Raw genomic sequence first — 26,617 nt, 5'->3', positions numbered from 1 at the left:
GAGGAGGTGAAGGCCACGGTGACGCAGCCGGAGACGCCGCCGCCGTGACCGTGGCACCGCAGGCCACAGCCCAGGGGCATCGACTCGGCGCCCGAGGCGTCGTCGCCCGCCGTCATCGCGACCGGCAGGCCGGGCCGGAGGAGGCGGCCGCCGACCACCGCGACCGGGAACCGGTTCAGGTCGGCGATGGTCGCCAGGATCTCTCCGGACGACACCGCCGCTGAGCGCCGTCATGTCGAGGGTGACGTCACGGCCGTCGCGCCGGACGGTGACGTAGCCGATCGCGCGGCGACGGCCGTGACCACCGTTAGGACGAGCCGTGCACCTGCGGATCTCATGACGACGATCGTCGTCGCGCGGTCACCGGGGCGGCGTCAGGATCGTCCCTGGACCGTCCCCGAGAGCGCGTCCGGCCCGGACGTCCCGCTGTGAGGCGGGACGTCCGGGCCGGAGTGGCGCGTCGGGGCGCGCGGGTCAGTCGGTGCCGGACTCGATGGCGGCGTGGTCGAGCATCTCGTCGTCGGCCGGGACCGTGGTCGGGACGGCGCCGCGGGAGGCGATCGCCTCGGCGCCGCCCTCGGGCATCGCCCCGATCAGCCCGGTCGAGGCCGCCTGCGCGGCGCCGATCAGCGGCGGGTGGGCGCTGCCGACCATGCCGAGCGCGGCGTACTGTTCGAGCTTGGCGCGCGAGTCGGCGATGTCGAGGTTGCGCATGGTCAGCTGGCCGATGCGGTCGACCGGCCCGAAGGCCGAGTCCTCGGTGCGCTCCATGGACAGCTTGTCGGGGTGGTAGCTGAGCGCCGGCCCGGAGGTGTCCAGGATGGAGTAGTCCTCGCCGCGCCGCAGCCGCAGCGTCACCTCGCCGGTGACCGCCGCCGCCACCCAGCGCTGCAGCGACTCGCGCAGCATCAGCGCCTGCGGGTCCAGCCAGCGGCCCTCGTACAGCAGCCGGCCGAGCCGCCGCCCCTCGTTGTGGTAGATGGCGAGGGTGTCCTCGTTGTGGATCGCGTTGACCAGCCGCTCGTAGGCCGCGTGCAGCAGCGCCATGCCCGGCGCCTCGTAGATGCCGCGGCTCTTGGCCTCGATGACCCGGTTCTCGATCTGGTCGGACATGCCCAGGCCGTGCCGCCCGCCGATGGCGTTGGCCTCCAGCACCAGGTCGACGGCCGAGGCGAACTCCTTGCCGTTGATGGTCACCGGCCGGCCCTGCTCGAAGCCGATGGTGACGTCCTCGGCGGCGATCTCGACGGCCGGGTCCCAGAACCGCACGCCCATGATCGGTTCGACGATCTCGATGCCGGCGTCGAGGTGCTCCAGCCTCTTGGCCTCGTGGGTCGCGCCCCAGATGTTGGCGTCGGTGGAGTAGGCCTTCTCCGTGCTGTCGCGGTAGGGCAGGTCGTGGGCGAGCAGCCACTGCGACATCTCCGTGCGGCCGCCGAGCTCGCTGACGAAGTCGGCGTCCAGCCACGGCTTGTAGATGCGCAGGGACGGGTTGGCGAGCAGCCCGTACCGGTAGAACCGCTCGATGTCGTTGCCCTTGAACGTGGAGCCGTCGCCCCAGATCTGCACGTCGTCCTCGAGCATGGCGCGCACCAGCAGGGTGCCCGTCACGGCCCGTCCGAGCGGGGTGGTGTTGAAGTAGGCGCGGCCGCCGGAGCGGATGTGGAACGCTCCGCAGGCCAGCGCCGCCAGCCCTTCCTCGACGAGCGCCGTCCGGCAGTCGACCAGCCGGGCGATCTCGGCGCCGTACGCCGTGGCGCGCCCGGGCACCGAGGCGATGTCGGGCTCGTCGTACTGGCCGACGTCGGCGGTGTAGGCGCAGGGGACCGCGCCCTTCTCGCGCATCCACGCGACCGCGACCGAGGTGTCGAGGCCACCGGAGAAGGCGATCCCGACACGTTCACCGACAGGCAGAGAAGTGAGCACCTTGGACACGAGTACAAGTATATGCACACCAATGCATGATCATGCAACCCGGACGACGGGACCTCGGCAATGCGGGCGACGGTGCGGTGCTACCGAACCTTCTGGGAGGCGGCGGCCTCGGGGCGCAGGTCCCGGATGCCGAGGCGATGCGCGGGCTCGTCGGGAAGCGCGATCGTGCTGGTGACGCGCAGGTCGGGTGCGGCGTGGAGGAGCTCGCCGGACTCCATCGGCCGCCAGCCGGGGTTGTCGTCCATGCGTTCGCTGGCGACCACCACCGCGGGCGCGGCGGCCAGGTCGGCGCAGTGGACGCGCATGCGGCCCGCGGTGCCGCTGTGGTCGAGATGCCGGTCGCCGTGGTGGCCGCCGCCCCGGCGTTCGAGCACGTACAGCGCGTGGGTGTCGGGATACCGCAGGGCCCACAGCCCCTGCGGGGTCGTCAGGACCATGTTGAGCGCGTACACCGGCAGGTTCCGGGCGATCCAGCGGGCGGCGCGCACGATGCCGCCGGCGACGTCGCCGTCACCGGACCTCAGCTCGCGGGTGATCAGGGCGAAGAACCGTTCGGAGTCGGTGTCGCCGCCGACCAGCGACCGGGCCGGGCCCAGTTCCGCGTCGAGCCGGTCCAGGCCCTCGATCACCCCGTTGTGCGCGAACAGCCGCCCGTCCTGTTCGAAGGGGTGGGTGTTGCGCCGCTCCAGCCCACCGGTGGAGGCGAAGCGGATGTGGGCGAGGAACGTCGCCGACCTCACCTGCTCGGCCTCTTCGGCGAACGCCCTGTCGGCGTACGCGGCGATGGGCGCCTTGTGCAGCCGCGGGGTGCCGTCGGTGTCGAAGAAGCCCAGGCCGGTGCCGTCCGGATCCCGGTGGCTCTGGTCGCTGAGGCTGTCGGGGGCGTCCAGCAGCCAGAAGGTGGCGCGGGTGCGCCGCGGAGAGCTGCTCATCCCGAAGAGACGGCACATGGACAGGGCTCCTCGTCGGGTGAACGGTCAGTGGTCGCTGTGGCGCCGGGGTCGCCTGGTCTCGGCACCGTGGGCGAAGGAGGCGGCGTCCTCGGGGGTCCGGCACGGCCGGGTCTGCCGTCGCAGGCGCGGCAGGACCCGGCGCAGGTCGTCCAGCAGCAGGTCCGCCAGGTCGTGGCTGAAACCGTTGCGGACCACGATCCGCAGCACCGCCAGATCGGTGCGGTTCGGCGGGAAGGTGTAGGCGGGCACCAGCCAGCCGTGCTCGCGCAGCGCGGCCGAGACGTCGTACACGGTGAACCCGCCGATCTCCTCCCGCAGCCGGAACGCGAACACCGGTGCCTGGCCGCCGTCGCTGACCAGCTCGAACGGGCCCAGGGCGGCGATGTGCCCCGCCAGGCGGGTGGCGACGTCCCGGCACGTCTGCTGGACCCGCCGGTAGCCCTCGAAGCCCAGCCGCAGGAAGTTGTAGTACTGCGCGACCACCTGGGCGCCCGGGCGGGAGAAGTTCAACGCGAAGGTGGGCACCTGCCCGCCCAGGTAGGTGACGTCGAACACCAGGTCGTCGGGGAGCGCCTCGGCGTCCCGCCACAGAGCCCAGCCGACGCCCGGCATGACCAGCCCGTACTTGTGGCCGGAGGTGTTGATCGACGCCACCCGCGGCAGGCGGAAGTCCCACTCCAGCTCCGGGTCGAGAAACGGTGCGATCATGGCCCCGGACGCCCCGTCGACGTGGACGGGCACGTCGAGGCCGGTCCGCTCCCGCAGGTCGTCCAGCCGCGCGGCCAGGTCGGCGACGGGCTCGTAGCTGCCGTCGAACGTCGAACCCAGGATGGCCACCACGCCGATGGTGTTCTCGTCGCACAACGCCACCGCCGCCTCGGGGCTCAGGTGGTACCGGTCGCCCTCCAGGGGGACGTACCGGGGCTCCACCTCGAAGTAGTCGGCGAACTTCTCCCAGCAGATCTGGACGTTGACGCCCATCACCAGGTTCGGCCGGTCGGCCGGCCGGCCCTGCGCGCGGCGGCGGTGCTGCCAGCGCCGCTTGAGCGCCAGCCCGCCCAGCATCGCCGCCTCGCTCGACCCGGTCGTCGAGCAACCCACCGCCCGCCGCGGGTCCGGTGCGTGCCACAGCCGGGCCAGCATGTGCACGCACCGCAGCTCCAGCTCGGCCGTCTGCGGGTACTCGTCCTTGTCGATCATGTTCTTGGCGGCGCACTCGGCCATGAGCCGCTGCGCCTGCGGCTCGGCCCAGGTGGTGACGAACGTCGCCAGGTTCAGCCGTGCGTTGCCGTCGAGCATCAGCTCGTCGTGCACCATCTGGTAGGCCGTCCGCGGATCCATCTCCCGCGCCGGAAGCGCGTACCGGGGAACCCGCACCGGCTCCCGGCTGAAGATCGGATTGGCCTCCAGATCACGGCTGCCCCGCCCGTTGTGCCGCGGTTGCTTCAAGACCATCGCTGCACCCCCCGACCCGACGCGTTCGTCGTGGTAGGGGATGCCTTCCCGCCGGACGGTGCGGGACACCCTCCCGGGGGGCCGGCGCACCCGGCCCCTGACCAGGCGGGCCCTACTTCCAGCCCCCGTAGGGGACGGTGAGCACTTCCATGTTGTGGCCGTTGGGATCGTCGAAGTACACGCCCCGGCCGCCGTCCCGGCGGTTGATCTCTCCGGGGCCGCTGTGGTCGGGGTTGGCGTAGTAGGGGATGCCCGCCTCCGTGATCCGGCCGAAGATCTCGTCGAACTCCTCCTCGGTCACCAGGAACGCGCAGTGGTGCCAGCGGAAGTCGGTGGAGTCCATGAAGTCGAGCGTGACGCCGTTGCTCGTCGTCACGGGCACGAACGGGCCCATCGGCGGGCCAGTCTCCACGCCGAGCACGTGGGCGAGGAACTCCGCCGACGTCTTCCTGTCACGCGCGGGGATGATGATGTGGTTGAGCTGTACCGACATGATCGTCACCTTCCGTCGGCCGGCGTCTCTGCCACCAGTCTGCGACCTCGACCTTGGTCGAGGTCAACGGGGACGGCGAGGTGATCATTTGTCGGTGCGAGGCGCCATAATCGGCGGCGTGATCGATGAGATTCAGCGGGGCGACCTGCGGCAGTACGTCCGGCTCCTGCTCGCGTTGGGCGACGACGACTTCGACGGCGTCGTGGAGAAGGGCGCGCAGTACCTGGAGGACGCTCCCGGTGCCGGGTCGCTGGCGCGGCGGTTCGCCGAGGAGGAGTTCGCCGGACACCTGGCCGACCAGCGGGCCTGGCCGGAGGTCCTCGACTCCGACCGGCTGCTGCGCGCGTTCCGCGACCTCGACCTCGCGGGGATCGTGGCCCGGGCCGACTTCGCCTGCTGCCAGAACTGCGGGGTCGGCGAGATCGGCGGGGAGGTGCCCGAGGACGAGCGGCACGCCTACCGCGGCTACGTCTTCTGTCACCGGCAGGACATGGAGAGCGCCGTGCGCGGCGACGGGCTGTTCCTCTCCTACGGCGTCTTCACCGACGCCGCCCGGCAACTGGCCGCCGACCAGGCCGGCATCGGCGCGGAGGTGGCCGCGGCGCTTCGCCGCCACGGCCTGGAGGTGGACTGGAACGGGGATCCCGCCAAGCGGATCGGCGTGCCCCTCACCTGGCGCCGCCGGCGCTTCGGCCGGTTCGCCGCCTGGCCTGACGGCCCCGCGCCGGCCGTTCCCGTCCCCGGCGGCCTGTCCGTCAGCTACTGCGACTACCGCCGGGGCCGCTACGAGGATCGTCCCGTGCCGGTGTCACTGGCGGAGGCCCGAACCGTCCTGCACGCCCTGACCCCCAGGGAGAACAACTTCGCCGTCTTCGAGGGCCGGTCGGGCGGGGTCGTCCAGATGCGCTGGGAGAAAGGGCGCCGGCTGTGGCTGGAGAGCCCCGACCCGGCCGCCGGCTGCTCACGCGGGCGTCATGTGACCCCCGACGAGGCCGACGACCTGGTGGCCGTCCTGGCCCGCGAGGACCGCGTGGCCCTCGACCGCCTGGGCGACGTGAAGACCGTCCCCTGGGCCTGAGCCGCAGCCGGCCGCCGGGCGCGGGGGCTGAAACGCGCCCGATTTCTGGCGGCCGGATCTTCGTGCCGGGTCAGTCGGCCTGGTTCCACAGGTCGGGGCCGAAGACCTCGTAGTGGATGCGCTCGTCGGCGATTCCCGCGGTGAGCAGTGCCCGGCGGACGCCGCGCATGAACGGGATGGGGCCGCACATGTAGACACGGGCCTTGGGCGGCAGGGACAGCCCGGTGATGTCCATGAGACCGGTGCGGATCTCCTCGCCCGCCGCCGACGCGGTGCCGTCCGGCTGTTCGTACCAGGTGACCCGGTGCAGGCCGGGCATGGCGCGGGCGGCGGTGGCGATCTGGTCGCGCAGCGCGTGGGTGCGTGGCGAACGGTCGGCGTGCAGGGCCAGGACGCGCCGGTCGGGGGCGGTGGCCGCCAGGTGGTCGATCATCGCGGCGACGGGAGTGACGCCGATGCCGGCGCTGATCAGCACGAGCGGGTCGGACTCGTCGTCCAGGACCAGGTCGCCGAACGGCGGGGACACCTCCAGCAGGTCGCCCTCGGCGACGTCGTGGTGCAGGAAGGACGACACCGCGCCGTCGGGCGTGCCGCCGTCGCCGCGCACCCGGCGCACGGTGATCTGGATGGCGTCGTCGGCGGGGACCCGTGACAGCGAGTACTGGCGGGGCTGGCGGAGCCCGTCGGGCAGCGTCACGGCGACGCTGACGTACTGGCCGGGGCGGTAGCCGGGGACGCCCTGCCCGTCGGCGGGCTCCAGGACGAGGGAGAACACGTCGTCGGTCTCGGGGCGGCGCGCCACGACCCGCCACGGGCGGAACGGCCCGGCGGGCGAGCAGGACGCCTGCTGGTAGAGCCGTGCCTCCTCGGCGACCAGCAGCGTGGCGAACAGCCAGTACACCTCCGACCAGGCCGCGTGCACCTCGGGCGTCACCGCGGCACCCAGCACGTCCGCCACCGCCTCCATCAGGTGGCGGCCGACGATCGCGTACTGCTCGGGACGCACGCCGAGGGAGGCGTGCTTGTTGGCGATGCGCGACAGCATCAGCCGCACGGAGGCGGGCCCGTCCGCGCTGGTGAGCCGCTGGGCGAAGGCCGCCACCGCCATCGCCAGGGCCTGGCGCTGCTCCCCGTTGGCCTGGTTGCCCTGGTTGAACATGTGGCGCAGCTCGGGGTGCGCGGCGAACATCGCGTCGTAGAACTTCGCGGTGATCTCGGTGCCGTGGGCGGTGACGGCGGGCAGGGTGGCCCGGACGATCTCAGCGTGGTCGGGCGACAGCATGGGACTCCTCTCAACGGTTCGACAGGTAGTCGACGGCGTCCGCGGCGGTGTAGTCACCGCCGTGCCCGCCGAGCAGGTCGGGGAGGAAGCCGAGGTCCTGCCCGAGTGTCAGGAGCGGGGGTTCGGTGTAGCCGTCCGGGCGGTGCTGGGCGAGGCCGATTCCGGCGACGAGCCCGTTGCACAGGCAGCGCCGTCCGGCGGTGTCCTCCGGCGCTCCGCCTTTGCGGATGTAGTCGTCGACCGGTTCGGCGGGGCAGCGGTAGCCGACCGCGCCGTTGGCCCGGACGTATGGGGTGCGCAGATACCCGAGATCGCACAGGCGCGGGCGGTCACGGTAGATGTCCGGTTCGGACAGGCTGTGGGGCAGTGCCGCGACCTTGAACGGGAACCCGGCCGGTGAGGCGGCCGGATCGTTGCGCACCCGCAGGTTACCCGCCGCGGCGGCCTGGACCAGCCGCCGCCGCAGCCGGGGGTCGAGGCCCGACTCCCGGCACAGCGCGAAGATCGTTCCGGCCTGGATCCCGGCGGCGCCGGACGAGCGGGCCGCGGCGGCCGCGCCGGGGGCGGCGTGGCCGCCGGCGAGCCAGAACGGCGATCCGAGCGCGGTGAACTTCGTCACGTCGACGCGGTCCCGCGGCCCGTAGACCGGCTCGCCCGCCTCGTCCAGGCGCAGCCGTCCGCGGGGCGGCGCGCTGTGCCCGCCCGCCACCGGGGACTCCACGACGAACCCGTCGGGGCGGGTGACGGGGGACCGGTGCAGGTACATGGCCAGCACGGCGGAGGAGACGATGGCCAGGAACCGTGGCCGGGCCGGCGGCGCCAGGGGCGTCTCCCCGGTCAGTGCCGACGGGGTGAAGGCGACGGTGCGGCCGTGTTCGGCACCGGCGACGGTGACCGTCAGCTCGCCGGTCTCGTTCGCGGCGAGCGCGTCCAGCAGGGCGGGGATCTGCGTGGGGATGCCGGCGCCCATCAGGACGTAGTCGACCCCGGCGAGCATGGCGCCGTAGGCCGCGGCCGGGGTGGCGAGCTGGATCTTCTCCAGGTAGTTGATGCCGACGGGTCCGTCGTGCCCCTGCTTGGCCAGCCACACCTCGGCGAAGTTGGCCGCGACGATCAGCTCGTCGCGGGCCCGGGAGGGACGCAGGCCGAGCCTCGGCACGGGCCGGAACGGGCGGCCGGGGGCGATGCCGCCGGGGACGAAGTAGCGCCGCAGGATCCGTTCCGTCACCTCGGGGACGGGGAACCGGCCCAGCGCCAGGCGCAGGTGACCGCCGGGGTCGCCGAGCTGGAGACGGCGCGCCAGGAGGGCGTCCAGGGCCACCCCCGAGACGACCCCGAGCTGTCCGGTCCGGGCGACGGCCCGCGCCAGCCGCCACCCGGAGACCCCGGCTCCCATGCCGCCCTGGATCAGGACCGGAAGGGAGGGCTCAGCCACGGCGCACCCGCACCCGCGCGTCCTCGGAACGGCGGGCTCCGCCGCCGGTCGAGGGGTTCGCGATCGGCGGGGCGGTGCCGACGGCGCCGCGCGGCGGCCGTCCGGGGCCGGTGGGCATGGGAACGTCCTCCTCGGGGTGCGCCGGCTCCGGCGGCTGTGCACCCCGCCCCGGGCCGGCCTTCGTGCCGGTGAGCCGTCCGCCGAAGATCGACGGTGGCGAGACACATCCTGATCCACCGGCACGGCGCGGCGGCCGGGACTTTGGTCCCGAAAAAGGAGACCTTTCGGCACACCCGGGCGGCGTGCGGCGTGATGTCCGGCACGCCGCCGGTCAGGCGCCGTCGCCGAGTGGCGCGCGCCACACCAGCAGGGTTCCGCCTTCGCGGCGGGGCCGTGTCCGGAAGGAGCCGCCCAGCCCCTCGGCGCGTTCGGCCATGTTGCGCAGCCCGCTGCGGCGGCCGCCGTCGGGGATTCCCACGCCGTCGTCCTCGACCCGCAGCACCACCTCGTCGTCGCCGACGTCGACGGCGACGTGCGCCTCGGTGGCCTGGGCGTGCCGGGCGACGTTGGACAGCGCCTCGCGCGCGACGGCCAGCAGGTGCTCGCCGACGTCGTCGGAGACGGCGGTGTCCAGCAGGCCGTCCAGCCGGACGGACGGGGCGAAGCCGAGGTTCTCCGTGGCCGCGTCGGCGACCTGGTGCAGGCGGCTGCGCAGGCTCTCCTCGTCGGGCGTGGTCTGCAGGGCGAAGATGGTCGAGCGGATCTGCCGGATGGTGTCGTCCAGGTCGTCCACCGCCCGCTGCACCCGGACCGCCACGTCCCGCCGCTGCGTGATCTTGATGGCGCTCATCAGCGTCATGGCCGTGGCGAACAGCCGCTGGATGACGGTGTCGTGCAGGTCCCGGGCGATGCGGTCGCGGTCCTCCAGCAGGGCGAGGCGCTCGGCGTCGCGGCGCCGCCCGGCCAGTTCCAGGGCGACCGCCGTCTGGCCCGCGAACGCCTCCAGGAGCCGCTGGGCGACGTCGCTGAACGCCGCCGCGCTCGGCGGGTTGACCAGGGCCAGCACGCCGCGCGCCGAGGCGCCCAGCCCCAGCGGGACGACCAGCAGCGGGCCGGCCTCCGCACCCGCGGCGAGCGCGGCGCCGTGGGACACGGCCGTGCCGTCCACCACACGCAGCGAGGCGCCGGTGCGGTACACCTCGGCGGCCGCGCCCTGGTCGATCGGCACGCGCAGGCCGTGCGGCGGGTCGGCGTGGGCGCCGTCGGCGGCCTGGAGCACGAACTCGCCGGCGGTCTCGTCGGCCAGCCACACCCCGGCCACGGCGGCGTCGGCGATCTGCCGGGCCCGCCGCGCCACCAGCGTCATGGCCTGGTGCGGCTCGGTGCCCGACAGCAGCGCGGTGGAGATCTCGGCCAGGGCCTCCAGCCAGCGCTCCCGGCGCCGCGTCTCGTCGTACAGGCGGGCGTTCTCGATCGCCACCCCGGCCGCCGTGGCCAGAGCGACCACCATGGCCTCGTCGTCCTCGTCGAACCGCCCGCCGCCGGCCTTCTCGGTCAGGTAGAGGTTGCCGAAGACCTCGTCGCGGACCCGGATCGGCACGCCCAGGAAGGTGCGCATCGGCGGATGGTCCGGCGGGAACCCGAAGGACTCGGGGTGGGCGGTCAGGTCGGTCAGCCGCAGCGGCCGCGGCTCCTTGATCAGAAGGCCCAGGATGCCGCGCCCGTGCGGCCACTGCCCGATGGCCTCGATCTGCTCCTCGGTCACCCCGACGGTGACGAACCGGGCGAGCCGCTCGCCCTCCCGGCCGACCACGCCGAGCGCGCCGTACCGGGCGTCCACCAGCGTGGTGGCGGCCTCGATGATGCGCCGCAGCACGGTCTCCAGGTCCAGTTCGCTGCCGATCGACACCACGGCCTCCAGCAGCGCGTGCACCCGGTCGCGGGTGACACGCGCCGCCTCCAGCCGGGCGTGCAGCTCGGCCAGCAGGTCGTCCAGCCGCAGCTGCGGCAGCATCAACCTGACGCGTTCGTCGCCGTCCTGGGGCACCGGCCAGTCCTCACCGTGGGCGCGGTTGACGTGAAGTCCCGGTTCGCGGGTGCGGCGCCCGTTCGCCGTCGGCCGGGCGCCATCACGAGGTTAGAGGATCGCCCCGGCACCCCTCACTCCGGGCGTGCGGGCCTCCGCACCGTTGATCAAGGACCTTCGTCCCTGGGACGCCCGGCTCCGCCGCGGAGAGGCTGTGCGGTGACAGCGGCAGCATGTGGAGGTGCGCCATGCCTCACCCATTCGCCACGCACGTCGGGATCCGGCGCCTGGTGACGGCGGCGATCGCGGCCCCTTCGGTGCACAACACCCAGCCCTGGCGGTTCCGGTGCGAGGACGCGCGGGTCCTTGAACTGCACGCCGACGAGGACCGCCGGTTGCCGGTCCTGGACCCGCGCGGGCGGGCCCTGCACATCAGTTGCGGGGCGGCGCTGCTCAACCTGCGGCTGGCGATCCGGGTGACCGGATACCGCCCACTGGTCCAGCCGATCCCCGACGCGTCGCGGCGGCCCACGCTGCTCGCGTCGGTACGGGCCCTGCGGGCGCCCGGGCCGTCCCTGACCGACGCGGAACTGTACGCCGCGATCCCGCTGCGGCACACCAGCCGCCGGCCGTTCTCCGAACGGCCGGTGCCGCAGGAGGTCCGCCGGGAACTGGTGGCGGCCGCCAGGGCCGAGGGGGTCACCCTGAGCCTGCCGGGACCGCAGGCCACGGCCTACCTGCTCAGCCTGGTCGCCGCCGCCGACCAGGAACTGGCCGCCGACCCCGGCTATCTCGCCGAGCTGGCCCGCTGGACCTGCGACGGCGGCCGGGCCGACGGCGTTCCCGCGTACGCCTTCGGGCCCCGCCCCAGCGGACGCGGCGTGCCCGTGCGGGACTTCGGCCTCGCCCGGCCCCTGCCCGGACGGGAGGTCGACCACTTCGCCGCGCGGCCGCAACTGGGCGTCCTGATGACCCGCGGCGACGAGCCGGAGGACTGGCTGCGGGCCGGGCAGGCCCTGCAGCGGGTGCTGCTGACCGCCACGCGGCGCGGGGTGTCGGCCTCGCCGATGACACAGCCGTTGGACATGCGGGACCGGCGGCCCGGCGTGCCGCGCACGGCCGGCCACATCCAGGCGATCATCCGGCTCGGCTACGGGCCGCCCGTGCCGGGCTCTCCCCGCCGCCCCTTCCCCGAGGTCCTCGAACGCGCCTGACACCTGCCGGAGAACGCGCGCCGGACGACGGCGAGAAGCGCCCGCCGTCAGTGCCCGCCGTCGTTCCGGCCCTCGGCGCCCCCGTCCGCTCTGCCGCGCGGGGGCTCCCGGCGCAGGCGGTCCGCCAGTTCCACGAACTCCCGCCTGGCGCGCCCGGGATCCTCGCCGTCGAGCAACGCGCCGGCCAGCTCCTGCACGGGCCAGGCCACGAGCACGCCGTGCCGGGCGAAGTACAGCGCGACGTTGCGGATCCGGTAGGCGTCGGCGGTGTCGAGCCAGGCGCAGGCGAGCAGCCGCCAGATCCAGCGCCGCGACCGGCTCAGCTTGTTGGTGGCGATCACCGAGCTGACGTCGATCAGCGTCGCCCCGCCCGTGCCGCCGACCAGGATGTCGTTGTCGGACCAGTGCGAGCCGAAGACCGGCCTGGCGATCCCCCAGGGACGCCCCGCCGGCGGGTGTCCGGCCAGGCGGCGCATCTCCGCCAGGCCGCCGGCGGTGTGGAGGCGTCGCGCCAGTTCGACCAGTTCGGAGACGATGGCCTCGTCGGCGGCGCCGTGCACCTGCTCGACGGTCGGCGGGCCGTCCCGGAACAGCCGGAAGAACGGCTCGTCGGCGGGGTCGTTGCGGAACAGGTACTCCAGCGTGCTCAGCAACTGGCACAGCCGCGCCAGCCCCTTCTCCGCGCCGGCCTGTCCGAGCGGCGCGTGCATCGCGAAGTAGGCGCGGATCCTGTCGAACAATTCGCCCAGCATCGGTTCGGCCGAGAAATCCGGGAACCTGGCGAAGGGGGACGAACCGTCCTCGCCCACAAAGGCGTCGACACTGTTCTCGGTGCCGAGGTCCAGCCAGCCGTCCAGCGTCGGGCGCAGGTCCAGTGCCCTGCGGCGCTCGGTTCCGCGAAGGTGGATGTGGGTCGGGTACAGCCCCGCCTGCCGGTGTGCCCAGTCGCGTCGCACCAGCCCGGCCCGCACCAGCCCGTACAGCGCCGAATAGGGCGGGGCGGGCTGCACCAGCGTGGCCATGCGAACGCCGAAGGCCCGGTCGACCTGGGACCAGTGGCGTCTGCCGACCCGTTCGGCGGGCCGGACCGGCGACTGGTCCTTGGTCTCCACGGAAATCCGATGCGCCACCTCGTCCGATCCGGTCAACCGTTCGGCACACCATTCCCCGAGTTCGCCGAAGTACAGGTGCGAGACGAGCGACACGCCGCCGACTATAGCGAGCGTTCTCGCGGACCGGCCGGGCTCTTTTCCGGTCGTGACGGCAATGAGATCACGAGGGGGCCGCGGGGCATTCCCCGCGGCCCCTGGTTGGGAGTTACTGGTTTCTGGTGATGGTGAACGTCGTGGTGTTGTTGCGGATGTCCTGGTGGTTGTTGCTCAGGCGCAGGCCGTTGAAGGTGGCCGAGCCGACGGCGGGGCCCTGGCCGGGTTCGGGCAGCTCGTTCACCCAGATGCCGAAGCCGGACTTGGCGTCGAACGCGTCACCGCTCTTGCGCGCCCCGGAGATGTCGATGTCGGTGAAGACGGTGTCGGAGATGGGGTTGAGCGGCCGCCCTCCGCTGTACTTGGTCTGGAACATGATTCCCGAGTAGGTCGGGTCGACGATGTCGACGTCGCTGATGCGGATGCCCCGGAACGGGAATTCGCCGGAGAACAGCCACAGGGCGGGGAACGTCTGCTGGCCCCAGAAGTGGCCGCCCGCCCGCACCAGCGAGATGTTCTCGAACTTCGTCTGCGGATCGGACTCGAAGCCCAGTGCGGGAATGCCGCCGAACTGCAGCGTGCCGATGGTGATGCCGGAGTAGACGAGGGTGTCGGCGATGTGGATGTTGCGGAAGGTGTTGCCGCCGCCCCCGTAGACCGCCAGCCCCGCGGCCCGCCAGGTCAGCAGGGAGGTGAGGTTCTCGTAGACGTTGCCGGTCTGCTGCTCGTTGCGGTGGTCGATGGCCGGGAACAGCGCGAAGCTGTCGTCGCCGGTGGTGCGGGTCTCGACGTTGCTCACCCTGTTGCCGCTGCTGCCGTTGGTCAGGTTCAGGCCGTCGGCCCACATGTTCCGGATCCGCGAGTTCCTGATCACGGAATTGTCGACGTTGGTGCCCCAGAACAGGCACACCATGTGCTCGGCCCAGATGTCCTCGACGGTCATGTCGGCGACGTTGCTGAAATCGAACACCTTGCCGGGGCCGTCGATGCGCGAGGTGTAGTTGCCGAAGAAGGCGAACCCGGAGAACGTGGAACCGTTGGCGGACGCGTCCGCGCGGAATCCCGCGTCGGTGTTCTGCTGGCTCGCCGGGGTGCGGAACCGGGTGAACCACGGGCCCGCGCCGACGACCTTGACGGCCTTGCCGTAGACGTTGAACTTCTGCGCGGTCTCGTAGTCGCCCGGCGGCAGGTAGACGCCCACCAGGTTCGCGTCCTGGCGCGCCCGGTCCAGGGCGTTCTGCACGTCCTGGTGGGTGAATCCGGCGGGCACCGCGTATTTCGCGGGGTCGGGGTTGGGCTTGGCCGCCACCTGCTCGGTGTTGACGAAGTCGATGGCGTAGCTGGTGGTGTTGGCCGCGTCCTTCTGCAGCCTGATCTTGCTGCCCTTCGGCACGGTGGTGCCGAGCATCAGGTTGGCCTCGTCGTAGATGTGGCGCGGCGGCCCCGAGCTCGGCGAGTCGTTCGGACTGGCCTCGTCGCCGTACACCCAGGTGTAGCGGGACGTCAGGTTGATGGCCTTGAGGAAGACGCCGTCGACGTAGACGTTCAGCGTCGCGTCGATGCCGCCGCCGCCCGGGGTGTCCGGGATGGAGTAGCGGGCCACCAGCGTGTTGGTGGGTGCCTTGGTGGTGAACTCGACGCTGGCGCCGGTGGTGGTGAGCCGCACCGCCCGGCGGCCGGACGCCTCGCCCGCCAGGTCGCCGACGGTGCGGTTGGGCCCGACCACCGTGGCGCCGCCGGCCAGCACGCCGTCCTCGGCCTCGTACACGTCGTACGGCATGGCGGCGCCGCGTCCGACGAACAGTGAGTGGGTGGAGGTGTTGTTGGCGCGTTTGACGGGGACCTCGTTGGCGTCGTCGGCGATCACCGTCCGGACGGTGTACCGGCCGTTGGCCGCCGTCCAGGTGCCGAGGTCGATCGGCGCGGTGGACGCGCCTGCGGCGAGCGCCCCGGTGTAGGAGCCGTTCAGCGTGCGCACCGCGTTCCCGGAGCCGTCCAGCACGGTCAGGGTGATGGCGTGCGCGCCGCCCGCGGCCGCCAGCGTGCCGTCGTTGCGCAGCGTCACCGAGAAGGCGACCGTGTCGCCGCCGCGCGGGTTGCCGGGGCTCCAGGTGACCGCGCCGGCGACCAGGTCGGAGCTGGACACCGGCGCGACGGTGAGCCGGGCGGTGCGGGTGTTGTCGGTCTCGTTGAGCTCGATGTTGTCGTCCGCGGCGTCGGCCGTGGCGGCGACGGTGTACGAGCCGGCGGCACGGGTTCCGGCGGACGCCGTCACCGTGGTGGACGACCCGGCCGCCAGCGCGCCGACGGAGGCGGAGCCGACCTTCTGGCCGTCGATCGCGAAGTCGAGCGAGCCGGGGTCGGCGGCGCCGGTTCCGGCGTTGCGCACGGTGGCCCGCAGAGTGATCGCGTCGGTTTCGGTGGGGGAGGTCGGGGTCCAGGAGACGTCGGTGACGGTCAGGTCCGGGGTGGGACCGGGGGTGCCCATGACCTGCAGCTCGGCGACCTGGGCGCCGGGCGCGCCGGTGTTGGCGGTGAACTTCAGCTGCACCTCGGCCGCGTTCGCCGACACCGGCACCGTCACGGTGTTGCCCGTGGACGGGTTGAACGTGTAGGTGGCGGAGGGCTTGATGGTGGTGAACGAGCCGCTGCGGCTGGCGCGTCCCAGCACCTCGAAGGTCTGGGTACGGGTCGCCCAGGCCGCGTCGGGGTTCAGCTTGACCACGACGGACGTGAGGTCGGCCTTGGCGCCCAGGCTGACCGTGAGCGTGGCGGGGTAGGCGCCCGAGCCGGACTCCCAGTAGGTCGCGGTGCTGTTGTCGTTGGCGTTGGCCGCGACGAACGAGTACACGTGCGACGAGGCGGTGACGGGCTTGCCCGCGGCGAGGTTGGTGCCGCCGCCCTGGCCCTGCCGCGTCACGACGTTGCTGCTGGGCGAGACGTTGCCCGCCGCGTCCCTGGCCCGCACGTAGTACGACACGGTCGCCGTGGCGGGCTGGGTGTCGGTGTAGGTGAGCACGTTGCCCGCCACGCTGGCGCGCAGCGTGTCGTTGGCGTAGACGTCGTAGCCGGTGACGCCCACCGCGTCGGACGAGGCGTTCCACGTCAGCCGGATCTGCCCGGGGGAGGGCTCGGTGAAGGCCAGGTTGGACGGCGCGGTCGGCGGCTGCTGGTCGCCGCTGGTGGGCCCGTACACCTCAAGCTCCGACAGCTGCCCGGCGGGCCAGCCGGTGTTGGCGGTGATGAGGATCCGCACGTAGCGGGTGAGCGTGGTGCCGTACGTCAGTGTCACGGTGTTGCCGGAGGACGGGTCGAAGACACGTCCCTGCGACCCCACCAGGTCGGTGTAGGCGGTGCCGTTGGTGCTGCCCTGGACGGACAGCGTCTGCGTTCGCCTGCCCCAGTTGGTGACGGGGAGCTTGAGGACGACCTTGTTGGTGTCGACGGAGGCGCCGAGGTCGATCTGGATCCATTGCGGGAAGGCGTTGTTGGCGCTCTCCCAGTAGGTGGCCTGGTCGCCGTCGTTGACGTTGGTGGCGACGTACTCGGCGTTGGAACTGCTGGCGGACACGGTCTTGCCCGCCGCGAGGTTGGTCTCGGCCGCGGCGGCGGGGGTGACCGCCGGGCCGAGGAGGGTGCCGGACGCGGCCAGGGCCACGGCCAGCAGGAGCCGGGTCAACTTTCGTCTCATCGCTGTTCTGCTCCCTCGGTGTGTGGGGGGTGGGGCACCAACAGGGGAGGAGCGGGGGGTCAGCGCAGCCAGACGGCGGTGTCCGGCGGCAGCAGGTCGCCGTGCAGCGGTTCGCTGGCCAGCAGGATCTCGCCGTCGACCGGGACGGGGTCGGCGCCGAGGTTCACCACGCAGGTCAGGCCGGTGTCACGGGTGAAGGCGAGCACGTCGTCGCCCATCGGCAGCCAGCGCATGGTGCCGTCGCCGAGCTCGGCGGCGCGCAGGCGCAGGGCGGCGCGGTAGAGGGACAGCATCGAGGACGGGTCGGCCTGCTGCGCCTCCACCGTCAGGTCCTTCCATTCGGCGGGCTGCGGCAGCCAGGGCGTCCCGGTGCCGAACCCGAACGGCGGTTCGACGCCCGACCAGGGCAGCGGCACCCGGCAGCCGTCGCGGCCGCGGTCGGTGCGGCCGGAGCGGTGCCAGATCGGGTCCTGCCGCAGCTCGTCCGGCAGGTCCTCCACCTCGGGCAGGCCCAGCTCCTCGCCCTGGTAGACGTAGACGCTGCCGGGCAGGGCCAGCGACAGCAGGGCGGCGGCCCGGGCGCGGCGCAGGCCGAGCGCCGGGTCGGTGGGCATGCCGTGCTTGCGGTCGGCGTGGTCGAAGGAGGTGTCGGCGCGGCCGTAGCGGGTGACGGTGCGGGTCACGTCGTGGTTTGACAGCACCCACGTGGCGGGGGCGCCGACCGGCGCCAGCGTGGCGATGGTGTCGTCGATGACGGCGCGCAGCGCGGCGGCGTCCCAGGGGGCGCCGAGGAACGGGAAGTTGAAGACGGTGTGCATCTCGTCCGGGCGCAGGTACCGGGCCAGCCGCTCCTGGTCGGGCAGCCACACCTCCCCGACCAGCATCCGGCCCGGGTAGGTGTCGGCCAGGCGCCGCCACTGCCGGTAGACGTCGTGGACGCCGTCGCGGTCGGTGTACGGGTCCAGGCCGTCGGGCGCGGCGTCGGGGTCCTTGACCAGCACCGCGGCCGAGTCGACGCGGAACCCGTCCACGCCCCGGTCGAACCAGAACCGCAGCACGTCCAGGAACTCGGCGTGCACGTCCGGGTGGGTCCAGTTGAAGTCGGGCTGCTCGGGGGCGAACAGGTGCAGGTACCACTCCCCGTCGGGCACCCGCGTCCAGGCCGGGCCGCCGAAGATCGACTGCCAGTCGTTGGGCGGCGCGTCGCCCTCGCCGCGCCGGAACCAGAACCGGGCGCGCTCGGCCGAGCCCGGTCCGGCGGCCAGCGCCTCCCGGAACCACGCGCTCTGGTCGGAGGTGTGGTTGGGCACCACGTCCAGGATGATCCGGATGCCGAGGGCGTGCGCCTCGCGGATGAAGGCCTCGGCCTCGGCGAGGGTGCCGAAGACCGGTTCGATGCCGCGGTAGTCGGCGACGTCGTAGCCGCCGTCGGCCATCGGCGACGGATACCAGGGGTTCAGCCAGACGGCGTCGATTCCCAGCTCGGACAGGTAGGGCAGGCGGGAGCGCAGCCCCGCCAGGTCGCCCACGCCGTCGCCGTCGCCGTCGGCGAAACTGCGCAGGTAGACCTGGTAGATCACGGCTCCCCGCCACCATGCTTCGGGCATGCTCACGCGCTCCTCGGAACTGTCTGGATGCTGTTCGGTGTGTTCGGTGCCGTCCGGGCGCGGACCGCCGGACGGAAAGGGAAGGGGGCGGGCCGTCAGCCCTTGAGGCCGCCCGCGGTCAGGCCGGCCATGATGTGCCGCTGGAACAGGAAGAACACGACGATGGTCGGGATGCTGGCGATCACCAGCGCCGCGGTCATCGTGGTCTGCGGCATGTTGGCCCGCAGCGAGGCGATGCCCACGCTGATCGTCATCTTCTCCGGGTCCTGCAGGACGAGCAGCGGCCAGGCGAAGTCGCGCCACACGTTGACCACCGTGAAGATCGACACCACGCCGAGGATCGGCCGGGACACCGGCAGCACGATCGACCACAGGATCCGCAGCGGCGAGGCCCCGTCGACCTGCGCCGCCTCCAGCAGCGCCGAGGGGATCGAGTCGAAGAAGCGCTTGAGCAGGAAGATGTTGAACCCGTTGGCGACGGCGGGCAGCCAGATCGCCCACGGGGTGTTCAGCAGGTCCAGCCGGACGATCGGCACGTCCTTGACGGTCAGGTAGGCCGGCAGCAGGATCACCGTCGGCGGGATCATCAGCGTGGCCAGCATGCCCAGCAGGATCACGTTGCCGAACATGGGCCGCAGCTTGGACAGCGCGTAGGCGGCCGCGACGTCGAGGGCCAGCGTGAACGCCCAGGCGCCCGCCGCGTACTGCAGGGTGTTCAGCAGGAACCGGTCGAGGTTCATCAGCGTCCACGCCTGCCGGTAGCCGTCGAGCGAGAAGCTCGACGGGATGTAGGTGGGCGGGATGCGGGCGAACTCCTCGCCGGACTTCATCGCCCCGGTGACCATCCAGTACAGCGGGAACACGAAGACGGCCGTGAACAGCAGCACCGTCGCGACCAGGACCAGCCAGTAGATCCGGCGGCCCCAGGGCGAGTCGAGCTGGTGCGGCGACAGGATCGTCCGCTGCCCGGCGGGGAACGGCTTCGGGCGGCGCCGCCGCCCGGGGGCGCGCCGCTGCACGGGCGCGGACGTCGCGGGCGGGCGTGTGGCGGTGAGAGGGGGCATCGTGGCGGCCTTCAGGTGTTGTCGCGCGAAAGGCGCAGGTAGGCGGCGGAGAAGACGATCAGTACGAGCATGAGCATCAGCCCGAGGGCGCTGCCCCCGCCGAAGTTCTGGTAGTTGAAGGCGTACTGGTACATGAGGTAGACGACGCTGAGCGTCGCGTCCTCCGGTCCGCCGCCGGTCAGCAGGTACGGCTCGATGAACACCTGCATGGTGGCGATGATCTGCAGCAGCAGCATCACCAGCAGGATCAGCCGGGTCTGCGGGATGGTGACGTGCCAGATCCGGCGGAAGGTGCCGGCGCCGTCCAGCTCGGCGGCCTCGTACAGCTCGCCCGGCACGGTCTGCAGCGCGGCCAGGTAGATCAGCGTGCCGGTGCCCAGGTTCATCCAGGTGGAGACGAGCACCAGCGAGATCAGCGCGGTGTCCCGGGAGTCCAGCCAGCTCAGGCCGGGCAGGTTCACCAGCCCGAGCAGCTGGTTGAACAGGCCGGGCCCGGGGTCGTAGAACCACTTGAACAGCAGCACCGACACCGCCGGGGGCAGCATGACCGGCAGGTACACCACGAACCTGAGGTAGCCGCGGGCGTGCCGCAGCTCGTTCAGGACCAGCGCGATCACGAACGGGACCACGTACCCGCACAGCAGGGCCAGCACGGTGAACATCGCGGTGTTGCGCCAGGCGGGCCAGAACGCCGGGTCCCGCACCACCGCCCGGATGTTGTCGAGCCCGACCCATTCGGGCGGGTCGACGAAGTTGTTCTTCTGGAAGCTCAGGACGACCTCGCGGGCCATCGGATACCACGAGAAGAACGCGAAGCAGATCAGCGCCCCGCTGAGGAAACCGTAGGCGGTGAGGTTGCGCCGTGCCGCCAGGCCGAGCAGCCGTGGCCGCGTCCCCGCCGGGCCGAGGCGCCTGCTGTGCGAGACGGTCATCGTCTCCCTTTCCGGTGGTCCCGGGGGCGCCGGGCGGCGCCCCCGGGGGCGGGCGTCAGTTGCTGCGGGCCAGCAGGGCGTTGACCTTCTTCTCGGCGTCGGCCAGCAGCTGGTCGATGTTCGCGTCCTTCCTGGTCAGGACGGCCGACATGGCTCCGTCGAGGATCGCGTAGACGGCCTGCGCGTTCGGCGGCTCGACCTTGGGCGCGACGGCGGGCGACCCGTTCTCGTACGGGGCGAAGTTGTCCACGGGCACGGTGGCGTACTGCCGCCGCAGCGCGCGTTCCTGCGAGCCGCTGGCGTTGGCGCCCCACAGCAGGTTCTCCGGCACGCCGACCGGGCGGCCGTCGGACTTGAACCGCCGGTAGTCGAACTGGCCCTGCCCCGGCGTGAGGTTCCGGAAGTCCAGCCACAGCATCGCGGCCTTGATCTGGTCCGGGGTCGCCTTCGGGTTGATCATGTACGCGTCGCCGCCGAGCAGGGACGCCCTGGCCTCCGGCAGCGTCGTCGCGCCGATGTCCTCGATCTTGGCGCCGAAGTTGAGGAACGTCTCGACGGCCACGTCGGGCGCGCCGACCATCATGCCGAGCTTGCCGCTGCCCATCATGCGCATGAGGTCCTCCCAGCGCAGCAGCTGCTTGCTCCCCATGGAGTCGTCGGTCCAGCGCATGTCCTTGAGCGTCTGCAGGACGGCCCGCCCGGCGGGGCTGTTGAACGCGGCCTTCCTGCCGTCGGGGGTGACGACGTCGCCGCCCCGCCCGTACAGCTCGGCGGTGAAGTGCCAGCCGCCGGTGTTGCCCGCGCTGTACTCGCCGTACCCGACGTACCCGGGGCCCAGCGCGGCGATCTTCTTGGCCGCCTCGCGGACCTCCGCCCAGGTCCTGGGCGGGCTGTCCGGGTCGAGCCCGGCCCGGGTGAACAGCTTGCGGTTGTAGACCAGCCCGGTGGTGTAGCCCTTGCGGGGCACGCCGTAGACGCGGCCCTTGCCGTCCTGCAGCGCCTTGACGAACTGCGGGTTGACGTCCTTCAGCCGCTTGAGGGCGCCGACGTACGGGGTGATGTCGGCGGCCTGCCGGTTCTGGATGATCTTCTGGGCGTCGGTGTAATAGACGTAGTAGACGTCCTCCATCTGCCCGCCGGCCAGCTTGGCCTGGAACGTCTCGGGGACGATGCAGGGGAAGGCGTCCTTGCTGACGATCGTGATGTTCGGGTACTTGGCCTGGAACGCCTGGACGTCGGCGTCCCAGGCGGCCCGGTCGGACTTGGCCGTCTTCGGGGGCTGGCAGCCCACCGTGATCGTCACCTTCGTACCGGGATCCAGCGGCCCCGCCGTCGCGGCGGCTCCGCGGTCGTCCTGCCTGCTGGACTTGGCACCGCACGCGGTGCCGGTGACGGCGAGCGCCGCGGACAGCAGCACCGCCACTGGACGGAGTCTCATCGGGGGTTTCCTCCTCGGGGGATTGCGAGGAAGATACAGAGACGTACATCACGTCGCAAGACCCGAATTTCAGAACGCAAAAACTGGACAACAAGATCGCAAGTGAGTTGCGCCCCCGGAAACGACGGAAGGGGCCGCCCGGGAGGGCGCCGGCTTCGGCGACGGCGCGGTGCGATCAGCCGGCGTCGGCGCGCGCCGGCGGCGCGGTCGACCCGCGGACCACCAGTTCGGGCTCGTAGAGCAGCTCCTCGGCGGGCACCGAGCCGCGTTCCATCTGGTTCACCAGCATGGTGACCGCGGCCCTGCCCATCGCCTCGATCGGCTGGCGGACCGTGGTGAGCGGCGGGTGCGTGCAGTTGATGAACGCCGAGTCGTCGAACCCGACCACCGACAGGTCCTCGGGGGCCGACAGCCCGGCCCGGCGCACCGCCCGCACCGCGCCCAGCGCCAGCACGTCGCTCGCGCAGATCACGGCCGTGAAGCCCGCCGCGATGATCCGCGTGGTGACCGAGTGGCCGCCCTCCAGCGAGAACATCGCGTGCCGCACCGCCTCGTCGGGGACCTCGCCCGCGACCGCCCGGAACGCCGCCAGCTTGCGCTGCGACGGGACGTGGTCCTCGGGCCCCAGCAGCAGCGCGATGCGCTCGTGCCCCAGGGAGGTCAGATGCGTGTAGGCCTGCTCGACGGCGACCGCGTCGTCGGTGGACACCCGGGGGAACGCCAGCTCGGGCACGCACGCGTTCACCAGCACCACGGGCAGCCCCAGCTCCATCAGCCGGAAGTAGTGCTCGTGCGGGGAGTCGAGCTCGGCGTAGTGCCCGCCCGCGAACACCATGCCCGACACGTGCTGGTCGACGAGCATGTTGACGTAGTCGGCCTCCGACAGCCCGCCCGCCGTCCGGGTGCACAGCACGGGCGTGAACCCCCGCTGGGCCAGCGCGCCCCCGATCACCTCGGCCAGCGCCGGGAAGATCGGGTTGCCCAGCTCCGGCAGCACCAGGCCCACCAGGCGGGCCCGCTCCCCGCGCAGCTGCGTGGGCCGCTCGTAGCCCAGCACGTCGAGCGCGGTGAGCACCGCCGCCCGCGTGGCCTCCGACACCCCCGGCCGCCCGTTCAGCACCCGGCTGACCGTCGCCTCGCTGACCCCGACCTTCTTCGCGACCTCGGCGAGCCGCCGAGTCCGCGCGGACTCCCCTGACTGACTCATTGCGCAAGCATACGACAGAGTCGCGCAAGGGAGGTCAGTTTCTTGCGCAAGCGAGCGCAAGCGGCGGGGGAGGGTCATGATCGGACGCGGTGCGGAATCCCGTGCCCCTGCGGAGGGAGGGGGCCGCCCCGTCCGATCGGACAGGTGCCCCGGACGTGCTCACCCGTCTAGCTTGGGCGCTGAATGTGACGTACGCGATATCCGGCCCATCCCTTCGTAAGATTCGGATGACGGCGCGTTGCGGGCGTCAGGGCGCGGACGGCTCGGGAGGGTGGCATGTCGCTGATGGCAGGCATGACGGTCGCTCATGGCGACGAGCCGAGCGCGGACTGGAGCCCGGACGCCCGCCACGGCGAGCTGGCGGGCCCGCGGCGGGCGGGCGCCGAGGCCGTCCAGCCGTCCGCGCGGCTGGCCAAGTTCCATGTCCCCGAGATCGTCTTCGGGCCGGGGTCGCTGGCCGAGATCGGCCACTGCGCGCTGCGCCTCGGCGGCCGCCGTCCGTTCCTGGTCACCGACCCCGGGCTGATCGAGGCGGGCTGGGCGGACGAGGCGATCGGCCACCTGCGCCGCGCCGGGCTGCGGCCCGTGCTCTGGCACGACCTCACGCCCAACCCCAAGGACCACGAGATCGAGCAGGGGTTCCAGCGGTACGCCGAGAGCGGCGCCGACGTGATCATCGGGCTGGGCGGCGGGTCCTGCGTCGACGCGGCCAAGGGCGTGGCGATCCTGTCGGGCAACGGCGGCCGGATCCTCGACTACGAGGGCGTCGACCGGGTCGTCCACCCGATCCCGCCGACGGTGATGGTGCCGTCCACGTCGGGCACCGGGGCGGACGTGTCGCAGTTCGCCGTCGTCACCGACACCGCCGAGCAGATCAAGATCACCATCGTCAGCCGGACCCTGGTGCCGGAGACCTCGCTGATCGACCCGCGGCTGCTGACCACCATGCCGGGCTGGCTGAACGCGGCGACCGGCCTGGACGCCCTGACCCACGCCGTCGAGGCGTTCGTGTCGCGGGCGCACAACCCGCTGACCGACAACCACGCCCTGCACGCGGTCCGGCTCATCGTCGGGAACCTGCCGCGCACCCAGGTGCGGCCCAGGGACTTCGACGCCAGGCTCGCCATGGCCCAGGCGTCCCTGGAGGCCGGGATGGCCTTCACCAACGCGATCCTCGGCGCGACGCACGCGATGAGCCACCAGGTCGGCGGGCTGCTGGACGCGCCGCACGGCGTGGTCAACGGCGTGCTGCTGCCCCACGTCATCCGGTGGAACGCCCAGGTGTGGCCGGAGCGGTTCGTGCCCCTGGCCGAGGCGGCGGGCATACCGGTCGAGGGCATGCCGCCCCGCGAGGCCGCGCAGCGGCTCGCCGACCGGATCCGCGCCCTCGCCGACGACGTCGGCGTGCCCAGGGGGCTGGCCAGCCTAGGCGTCGCCGAGAGCGACGTCCCCCGGCTCGCGCGCACCACCCTCAAGGACGCCTGCATGGCCACCAACCCGAGGGAACTGGACGTGGACGACGTCCGGACGCTGTTCCACGAGGCGCTGTGAACACCCCGAACCCCGAGCACGACCTGGGCGTTCTGACCGGGCTGCGCTCGGGGAAGCGCTCGTTCTACCCGGCCTACGTGCGGTCCACCGAACGGCTGGAGCGCACCGTGGCCGCCCTCGACGGCATCTCCCGCGCCCTCGTCCGCACCGCCGAGGGCCCGCGCGCCCTGGTCGAGGCGGTGGTACGGGCGGCGGCCGAGCACCTGCAGGCGCACTGGCTGCTGCTGGTCGTCGCGGACGGCGCCCTGCGCGCCGCCCGCCCCCGGTTCCTGCTGTACGCCGACGACGTGCTGATCGACGACGAGGCCCGGCTGCCCGCCGAACCGCGCGAGCATCTGGCGGTGCTGCGGTCCCGGCCGTGGGAGGCCGCCACCTCGGCTCCCGACCGGGCCTGGGTGCGGGCCCCGATGACCCTGGACGACGAGCCCGTCGGCGGCATCGCCGCGCGCCCCGGGCTCGGCGTGGACGTGGCCGACACCGACCTGGCGATCCTGCGGGTGCTGGCCAACCAGGCGGCCGTCGCGCTGCACAACTCCTACCTGTTCCACGCGGCGACCACGCTGCGCGGGCGGACCGAGGCGCTGTCGGAGGCGGCCGAGCGGCAGGCCCGGGACCTGGCCGCGCGCAACGCCGAGCTGGCCGCCACGCAGGAGCGGCTGTTCGGCGCGATGCGGCGGCAGGCGCTGGACGACGAGCGGCACCGCATCGCGCGGGAGCTGCACGACAGCGTCACGCAGTACGTGCTCAGCGCGGGCATGACCGTCGAGGTGTGCCGCGCGGAGCTGGAGGCGCAGGGCGGGCCGGCCGCCGAGATCGCCGGCCGCCTGGCCACCGCCAAGGACCTCAACCGGCAGGCCGTGGAACGGCTGCGCGCCGCGATCTACGCCCTCCACCACACCTCGGAGGAGCCCGCCGGGCCGCTGCCGGTGATGCTGGAACGGCTGTCGACCGTCCACCTGCCGACCGACCTGGACGTGCGGGTGCGGGTGGAGGGCGGCCCGGTGCCGCTCCCGCCGCACGCCGAGCAGTCCATCCTGCGGCTGGTCGGCGAGGCGCTGTTCAACTCCGCCGCGCACGGCCGGGCGGGCCGGGCGCTGGTGCGGCTGCGGTACCGGCCGCGGGCCGTCACCGTCAGCGTGTCCGACGACGGCGGCGGCGACCCGGCGCAGCTGCGGCGCGCGCTGCGGCTGTCGCGGGCGGCGGACCTGTCGGGACGGCACCGCGGGCTGACCAACATGGTCGCCCGCGCGGAGGAGCTGGGCGGCCGGCTGTCCATCGTCCGGTCGGGAATGGGAGGCGTCATGGTGCGGGTCGACATCCCGCTGCCGGTGCGGACCGCGGGGGAGGCGGACGATGAACGCTGAGGGGACCGACACCGCCCTGGAGGCCGGGGCCGGGGCCGCGCTCGGCGCCGGCCCCGTGCGGATCGTGCTGGTCGACGACCACGCGATCGTCCGGCACGGGCTGCGGTCGATCCTGGAGCGCGAGAGCGATCTGCGGGTCGTGGGCGAGGCGAGCACGGCCGCCGAGGCCCTGGTGGTGGTCGAGCGGACCCGGCCCTCGATCGTCCTGCTGGACCTGAAGCTGTCCACCGGGGCCGACACCGAGGGCCTGGAGCTGTGCGCGCGGCTGACCGGCGGCCACCCGGGCACCGCGGTGCTGGTGCTGACCACCTTCCTGGACGACTCCCTGGTCGTGGAGGCGGTCCGGCACGGTGCGCGCGGCTACGTGGTCAAGGACGTGGACACCACCGAGCTGCTGCGGTCGATCCGCGCCGTCGCCCGCAACGAGTGCGCCTTCGACTCGCACTCGGCCGAGGCGATGATGCGGTCGATGCGGACGGCCCCCGAGCGGCCGCGGTTCACCGAACGTGAGCTGACGGTGCTGCGGCACCTCGCCCGCGGCCTGAGCAACCGCGACATCGGCGCGGAGATGTACATCTCCGAGACGACGGTGAAGTTCCACGTGCGCAACATCATGCGGAAGATGGACGCGGGCAGCCGGGCGGAGGTCGTCTACGAGGCGACCAAGCTGGGCGTCATCTGAGCCCC

At 72.6% G+C, this 26,617-nt stretch carries 20 protein-coding genes and 1 pseudogene; 5 read left to right on the top strand and 16 right to left on the bottom strand.

What is annotated here, in order from left to right:
• From ABD811_RS03115 to ABD811_RS03095, 5 genes and pseudogenes are all read right to left on the bottom strand, one after another.
• A pseudogene (locus ABD811_RS03115) lies at positions 1-215 on the bottom strand (hypothetical protein); the annotation flags it as partial.
• Positions 216-474: 259 nt separating this feature from the next.
• Positions 475-1,935 carry an argininosuccinate synthase gene (gene argG, locus ABD811_RS03110; RefSeq protein ID WP_344940309.1) on the bottom strand — a complete coding sequence of 487 codons (1,461 nt, stop codon included), beginning with the start codon at positions 1,933-1,935 and terminating at the stop codon, positions 475-477.
• Between the two features lie 80 nt (positions 1,936-2,015).
• Positions 2,016-2,885, bottom strand: a complete 870-nt coding sequence (locus ABD811_RS03105; RefSeq protein WP_344940306.1) for a class II glutamine amidotransferase — start codon at positions 2,883-2,885, stop codon at positions 2,016-2,018.
• A gap of 27 nt (positions 2,886-2,912) precedes the next feature.
• Entirely contained in the window at positions 2,913-4,343 is a 1,431-nt protein-coding gene (gad, locus tag ABD811_RS03100) for a glutamate decarboxylase (RefSeq protein WP_344940303.1), read from the bottom strand.
• Between the two features lie 112 nt (positions 4,344-4,455).
• Positions 4,456-4,836, bottom strand: coding sequence for a VOC family protein (locus ABD811_RS03095; RefSeq protein ID WP_344940300.1), 381 nt, complete (start codon positions 4,834-4,836; stop codon positions 4,456-4,458).
• 118 nt (positions 4,837-4,954) lie between these two features.
• Between ABD811_RS03095 and ABD811_RS03090 the strand changes: the two genes are divergently transcribed.
• Positions 4,955-5,914 (top strand): DUF6891 domain-containing protein, encoded by a 960-nt coding sequence (locus ABD811_RS03090; RefSeq protein ID WP_344940298.1) that lies wholly within the window; start codon positions 4,955-4,957, stop codon positions 5,912-5,914.
• A gap of 70 nt (positions 5,915-5,984) precedes the next feature.
• Here the strand turns inward: ABD811_RS03090 and ABD811_RS03085 are convergent, their stop codons facing one another.
• From ABD811_RS03085 to ABD811_RS03070, 4 genes are all read right to left on the bottom strand, one after another.
• Complete coding sequence (locus tag ABD811_RS03085) at positions 5,985-7,196, bottom strand: globin domain-containing protein (protein WP_344940295.1); 1,212 nt, start codon at positions 7,194-7,196, stop codon at positions 5,985-5,987.
• Between the two features lie 10 nt (positions 7,197-7,206).
• A complete protein-coding gene (locus ABD811_RS03080) occupies positions 7,207-8,631 on the bottom strand; it encodes a beta/alpha barrel domain-containing protein (protein ID WP_344940292.1) in 1,425 nt (474 codons plus the stop codon).
• Complete coding sequence (locus tag ABD811_RS03075; RefSeq protein WP_344940289.1) at positions 8,624-8,749, bottom strand: hypothetical protein; 126 nt, start codon at positions 8,747-8,749, stop codon at positions 8,624-8,626. The genes ABD811_RS03080 and ABD811_RS03075 overlap by 8 nt, the downstream gene beginning before the upstream one ends.
• 213 nt (positions 8,750-8,962) lie before the next feature.
• Positions 8,963-10,645 carry a GAF domain-containing sensor histidine kinase gene (locus ABD811_RS03070; protein ID WP_344941059.1) on the bottom strand — a complete coding sequence of 561 codons (1,683 nt, stop codon included), beginning with the start codon at positions 10,643-10,645 and terminating at the stop codon, positions 8,963-8,965.
• 260 nt (positions 10,646-10,905) lie between these two features.
• Between ABD811_RS03070 and ABD811_RS03065 the strand changes: the two genes are divergently transcribed.
• Positions 10,906-11,871, top strand: coding sequence for an Acg family FMN-binding oxidoreductase (locus ABD811_RS03065; protein WP_344940286.1), 966 nt, complete (start codon positions 10,906-10,908; stop codon positions 11,869-11,871).
• 47 nt (positions 11,872-11,918) lie between these two features.
• Here the strand turns inward: ABD811_RS03065 and ABD811_RS03060 are convergent, their stop codons facing one another.
• From ABD811_RS03060 to ABD811_RS03030, 7 genes are all read right to left on the bottom strand, one after another.
• A complete protein-coding gene (locus ABD811_RS03060) occupies positions 11,919-13,076 on the bottom strand; it encodes a hypothetical protein (RefSeq protein WP_344940283.1) in 1,158 nt (385 codons plus the stop codon).
• Positions 13,077-13,188: 112 nt separating this feature from the next.
• Entirely contained in the window at positions 13,189-16,767 is a 3,579-nt protein-coding gene (locus tag ABD811_RS03055; protein ID WP_344940280.1) for a discoidin domain-containing protein, read from the bottom strand.
• A 59-nt stretch (positions 16,768-16,826) separates the two neighbouring features.
• Entirely contained in the window at positions 16,827-18,374 is a 1,548-nt protein-coding gene (locus tag ABD811_RS03050; RefSeq protein ID WP_344941056.1) for a glycoside hydrolase family 13 protein, read from the bottom strand.
• A 95-nt stretch (positions 18,375-18,469) separates the two neighbouring features.
• Positions 18,470-19,438: a carbohydrate ABC transporter permease gene (locus tag ABD811_RS03045; RefSeq protein ID WP_344940277.1), complete on the bottom strand. Its 969-nt coding sequence runs from the start codon at positions 19,436-19,438 to the stop codon at positions 18,470-18,472.
• Positions 19,439-19,449: 11 nt separating this feature from the next.
• Positions 19,450-20,370 (bottom strand): carbohydrate ABC transporter permease, encoded by a 921-nt coding sequence (locus ABD811_RS03040; RefSeq protein ID WP_344940274.1) that lies wholly within the window; start codon positions 20,368-20,370, stop codon positions 19,450-19,452.
• 55 nt (positions 20,371-20,425) lie between these two features.
• Positions 20,426-21,808: an ABC transporter substrate-binding protein gene (locus ABD811_RS03035; protein WP_344940271.1), complete on the bottom strand. Its 1,383-nt coding sequence runs from the start codon at positions 21,806-21,808 to the stop codon at positions 20,426-20,428.
• A gap of 175 nt (positions 21,809-21,983) precedes the next feature.
• Positions 21,984-23,015 (bottom strand): LacI family DNA-binding transcriptional regulator, encoded by a 1,032-nt coding sequence (locus ABD811_RS03030; protein ID WP_344940268.1) that lies wholly within the window; start codon positions 23,013-23,015, stop codon positions 21,984-21,986.
• A gap of 276 nt (positions 23,016-23,291) precedes the next feature.
• On the opposite strand from ABD811_RS03030, the gene ABD811_RS03025 reads away from it, so the two are divergent.
• The 3 genes from ABD811_RS03025 to ABD811_RS03015 are packed head-to-tail and all read left to right on the top strand — an operon-like array spanning position 23,292 to position 26,612.
• The gene (locus ABD811_RS03025; protein WP_344940265.1) at positions 23,292-24,566 is read left to right on the top strand and encodes an iron-containing alcohol dehydrogenase; all 1,275 of its coding nucleotides are present in this window, start codon (positions 23,292-23,294) and stop codon (positions 24,564-24,566) included.
• Positions 24,563-25,930, top strand: coding sequence for a MadS family sensor histidine kinase (locus ABD811_RS03020; protein ID WP_344940262.1), 1,368 nt, complete (start codon positions 24,563-24,565; stop codon positions 25,928-25,930). Before ABD811_RS03025 ends, ABD811_RS03020 begins: the two co-directional genes overlap by 4 nt.
• Positions 25,920-26,612, top strand: a complete 693-nt coding sequence (locus ABD811_RS03015; RefSeq protein WP_344940259.1) for a MadR family response regulator transcription factor — start codon at positions 25,920-25,922, stop codon at positions 26,610-26,612. The genes ABD811_RS03020 and ABD811_RS03015 overlap by 11 nt, the downstream gene beginning before the upstream one ends.
• The last annotated feature ends 5 nt before the right edge of the window (positions 26,613-26,617 follow it).

Source organism: Actinomadura miaoliensis (genome assembly GCF_039536785.1).
In the GTDB taxonomy this organism is placed as follows: domain Bacteria; phylum Actinomycetota; class Actinomycetes; order Streptosporangiales; family Streptosporangiaceae; genus Spirillospora; species Spirillospora miaoliensis.
The sequence above is the reverse complement of the archived record's forward strand: the minus strand, read 5'-3'. Positions and strand labels throughout refer to the sequence as shown.

Excerpts from the sequence above, each read along its gene's own strand:
- ABD811_RS03050 (WP_344941056.1), bottom strand. The coding sequence starts at position 18,374 with ATGCCCGAAGCATGGTGGCGGGGAGCCGTGATCTACCAGGTCTACCTG.
- ABD811_RS03035 (WP_344940271.1), bottom strand. The coding sequence starts at position 21,808 with ATGAGACTCCGTCCAGTGGCGGTGCTGCTGTCCGCGGCGCTCGCCGTC.
- ABD811_RS03105 (WP_344940306.1), bottom strand. The coding sequence starts at position 2,885 with ATGTGCCGTCTCTTCGGGATGAGCAGCTCTCCGCGGCGCACCCGCGCC.
- ABD811_RS03070 (WP_344941059.1), bottom strand. The coding sequence starts at position 10,645 with ATGCTGCCGCAGCTGCGGCTGGACGACCTGCTGGCCGAGCTGCACGCC.
- ABD811_RS03045 (WP_344940277.1), bottom strand. The coding sequence starts at position 19,438 with ATGCCCCCTCTCACCGCCACACGCCCGCCCGCGACGTCCGCGCCCGTG.
- ABD811_RS03085 (WP_344940295.1), bottom strand. The coding sequence starts at position 7,196 with ATGCTGTCGCCCGACCACGCTGAGATCGTCCGGGCCACCCTGCCCGCC.
- ABD811_RS03015 (WP_344940259.1), top strand. The coding sequence starts at position 25,920 with ATGAACGCTGAGGGGACCGACACCGCCCTGGAGGCCGGGGCCGGGGCC.
- ABD811_RS03055 (WP_344940280.1), bottom strand. The coding sequence starts at position 16,767 with ATGAGACGAAAGTTGACCCGGCTCCTGCTGGCCGTGGCCCTGGCCGCG.
- ABD811_RS03030 (WP_344940268.1), bottom strand. The coding sequence starts at position 23,015 with ATGAGTCAGTCAGGGGAGTCCGCGCGGACTCGGCGGCTCGCCGAGGTC.
- ABD811_RS03065 (WP_344940286.1), top strand. The coding sequence starts at position 10,906 with ATGCCTCACCCATTCGCCACGCACGTCGGGATCCGGCGCCTGGTGACG.
- ABD811_RS03075 (WP_344940289.1), bottom strand. The coding sequence starts at position 8,749 with ATGCCCACCGGCCCCGGACGGCCGCCGCGCGGCGCCGTCGGCACCGCC.
- ABD811_RS03040 (WP_344940274.1), bottom strand. The coding sequence starts at position 20,370 with ATGACCGTCTCGCACAGCAGGCGCCTCGGCCCGGCGGGGACGCGGCCA.
- ABD811_RS03095 (WP_344940300.1), bottom strand. The coding sequence starts at position 4,836 with ATGTCGGTACAGCTCAACCACATCATCATCCCCGCGCGTGACAGGAAG.
- gad (WP_344940303.1), bottom strand. The coding sequence starts at position 4,343 with ATGGTCTTGAAGCAACCGCGGCACAACGGGCGGGGCAGCCGTGATCTG.
- ABD811_RS03025 (WP_344940265.1), top strand. The coding sequence starts at position 23,292 with ATGTCGCTGATGGCAGGCATGACGGTCGCTCATGGCGACGAGCCGAGC.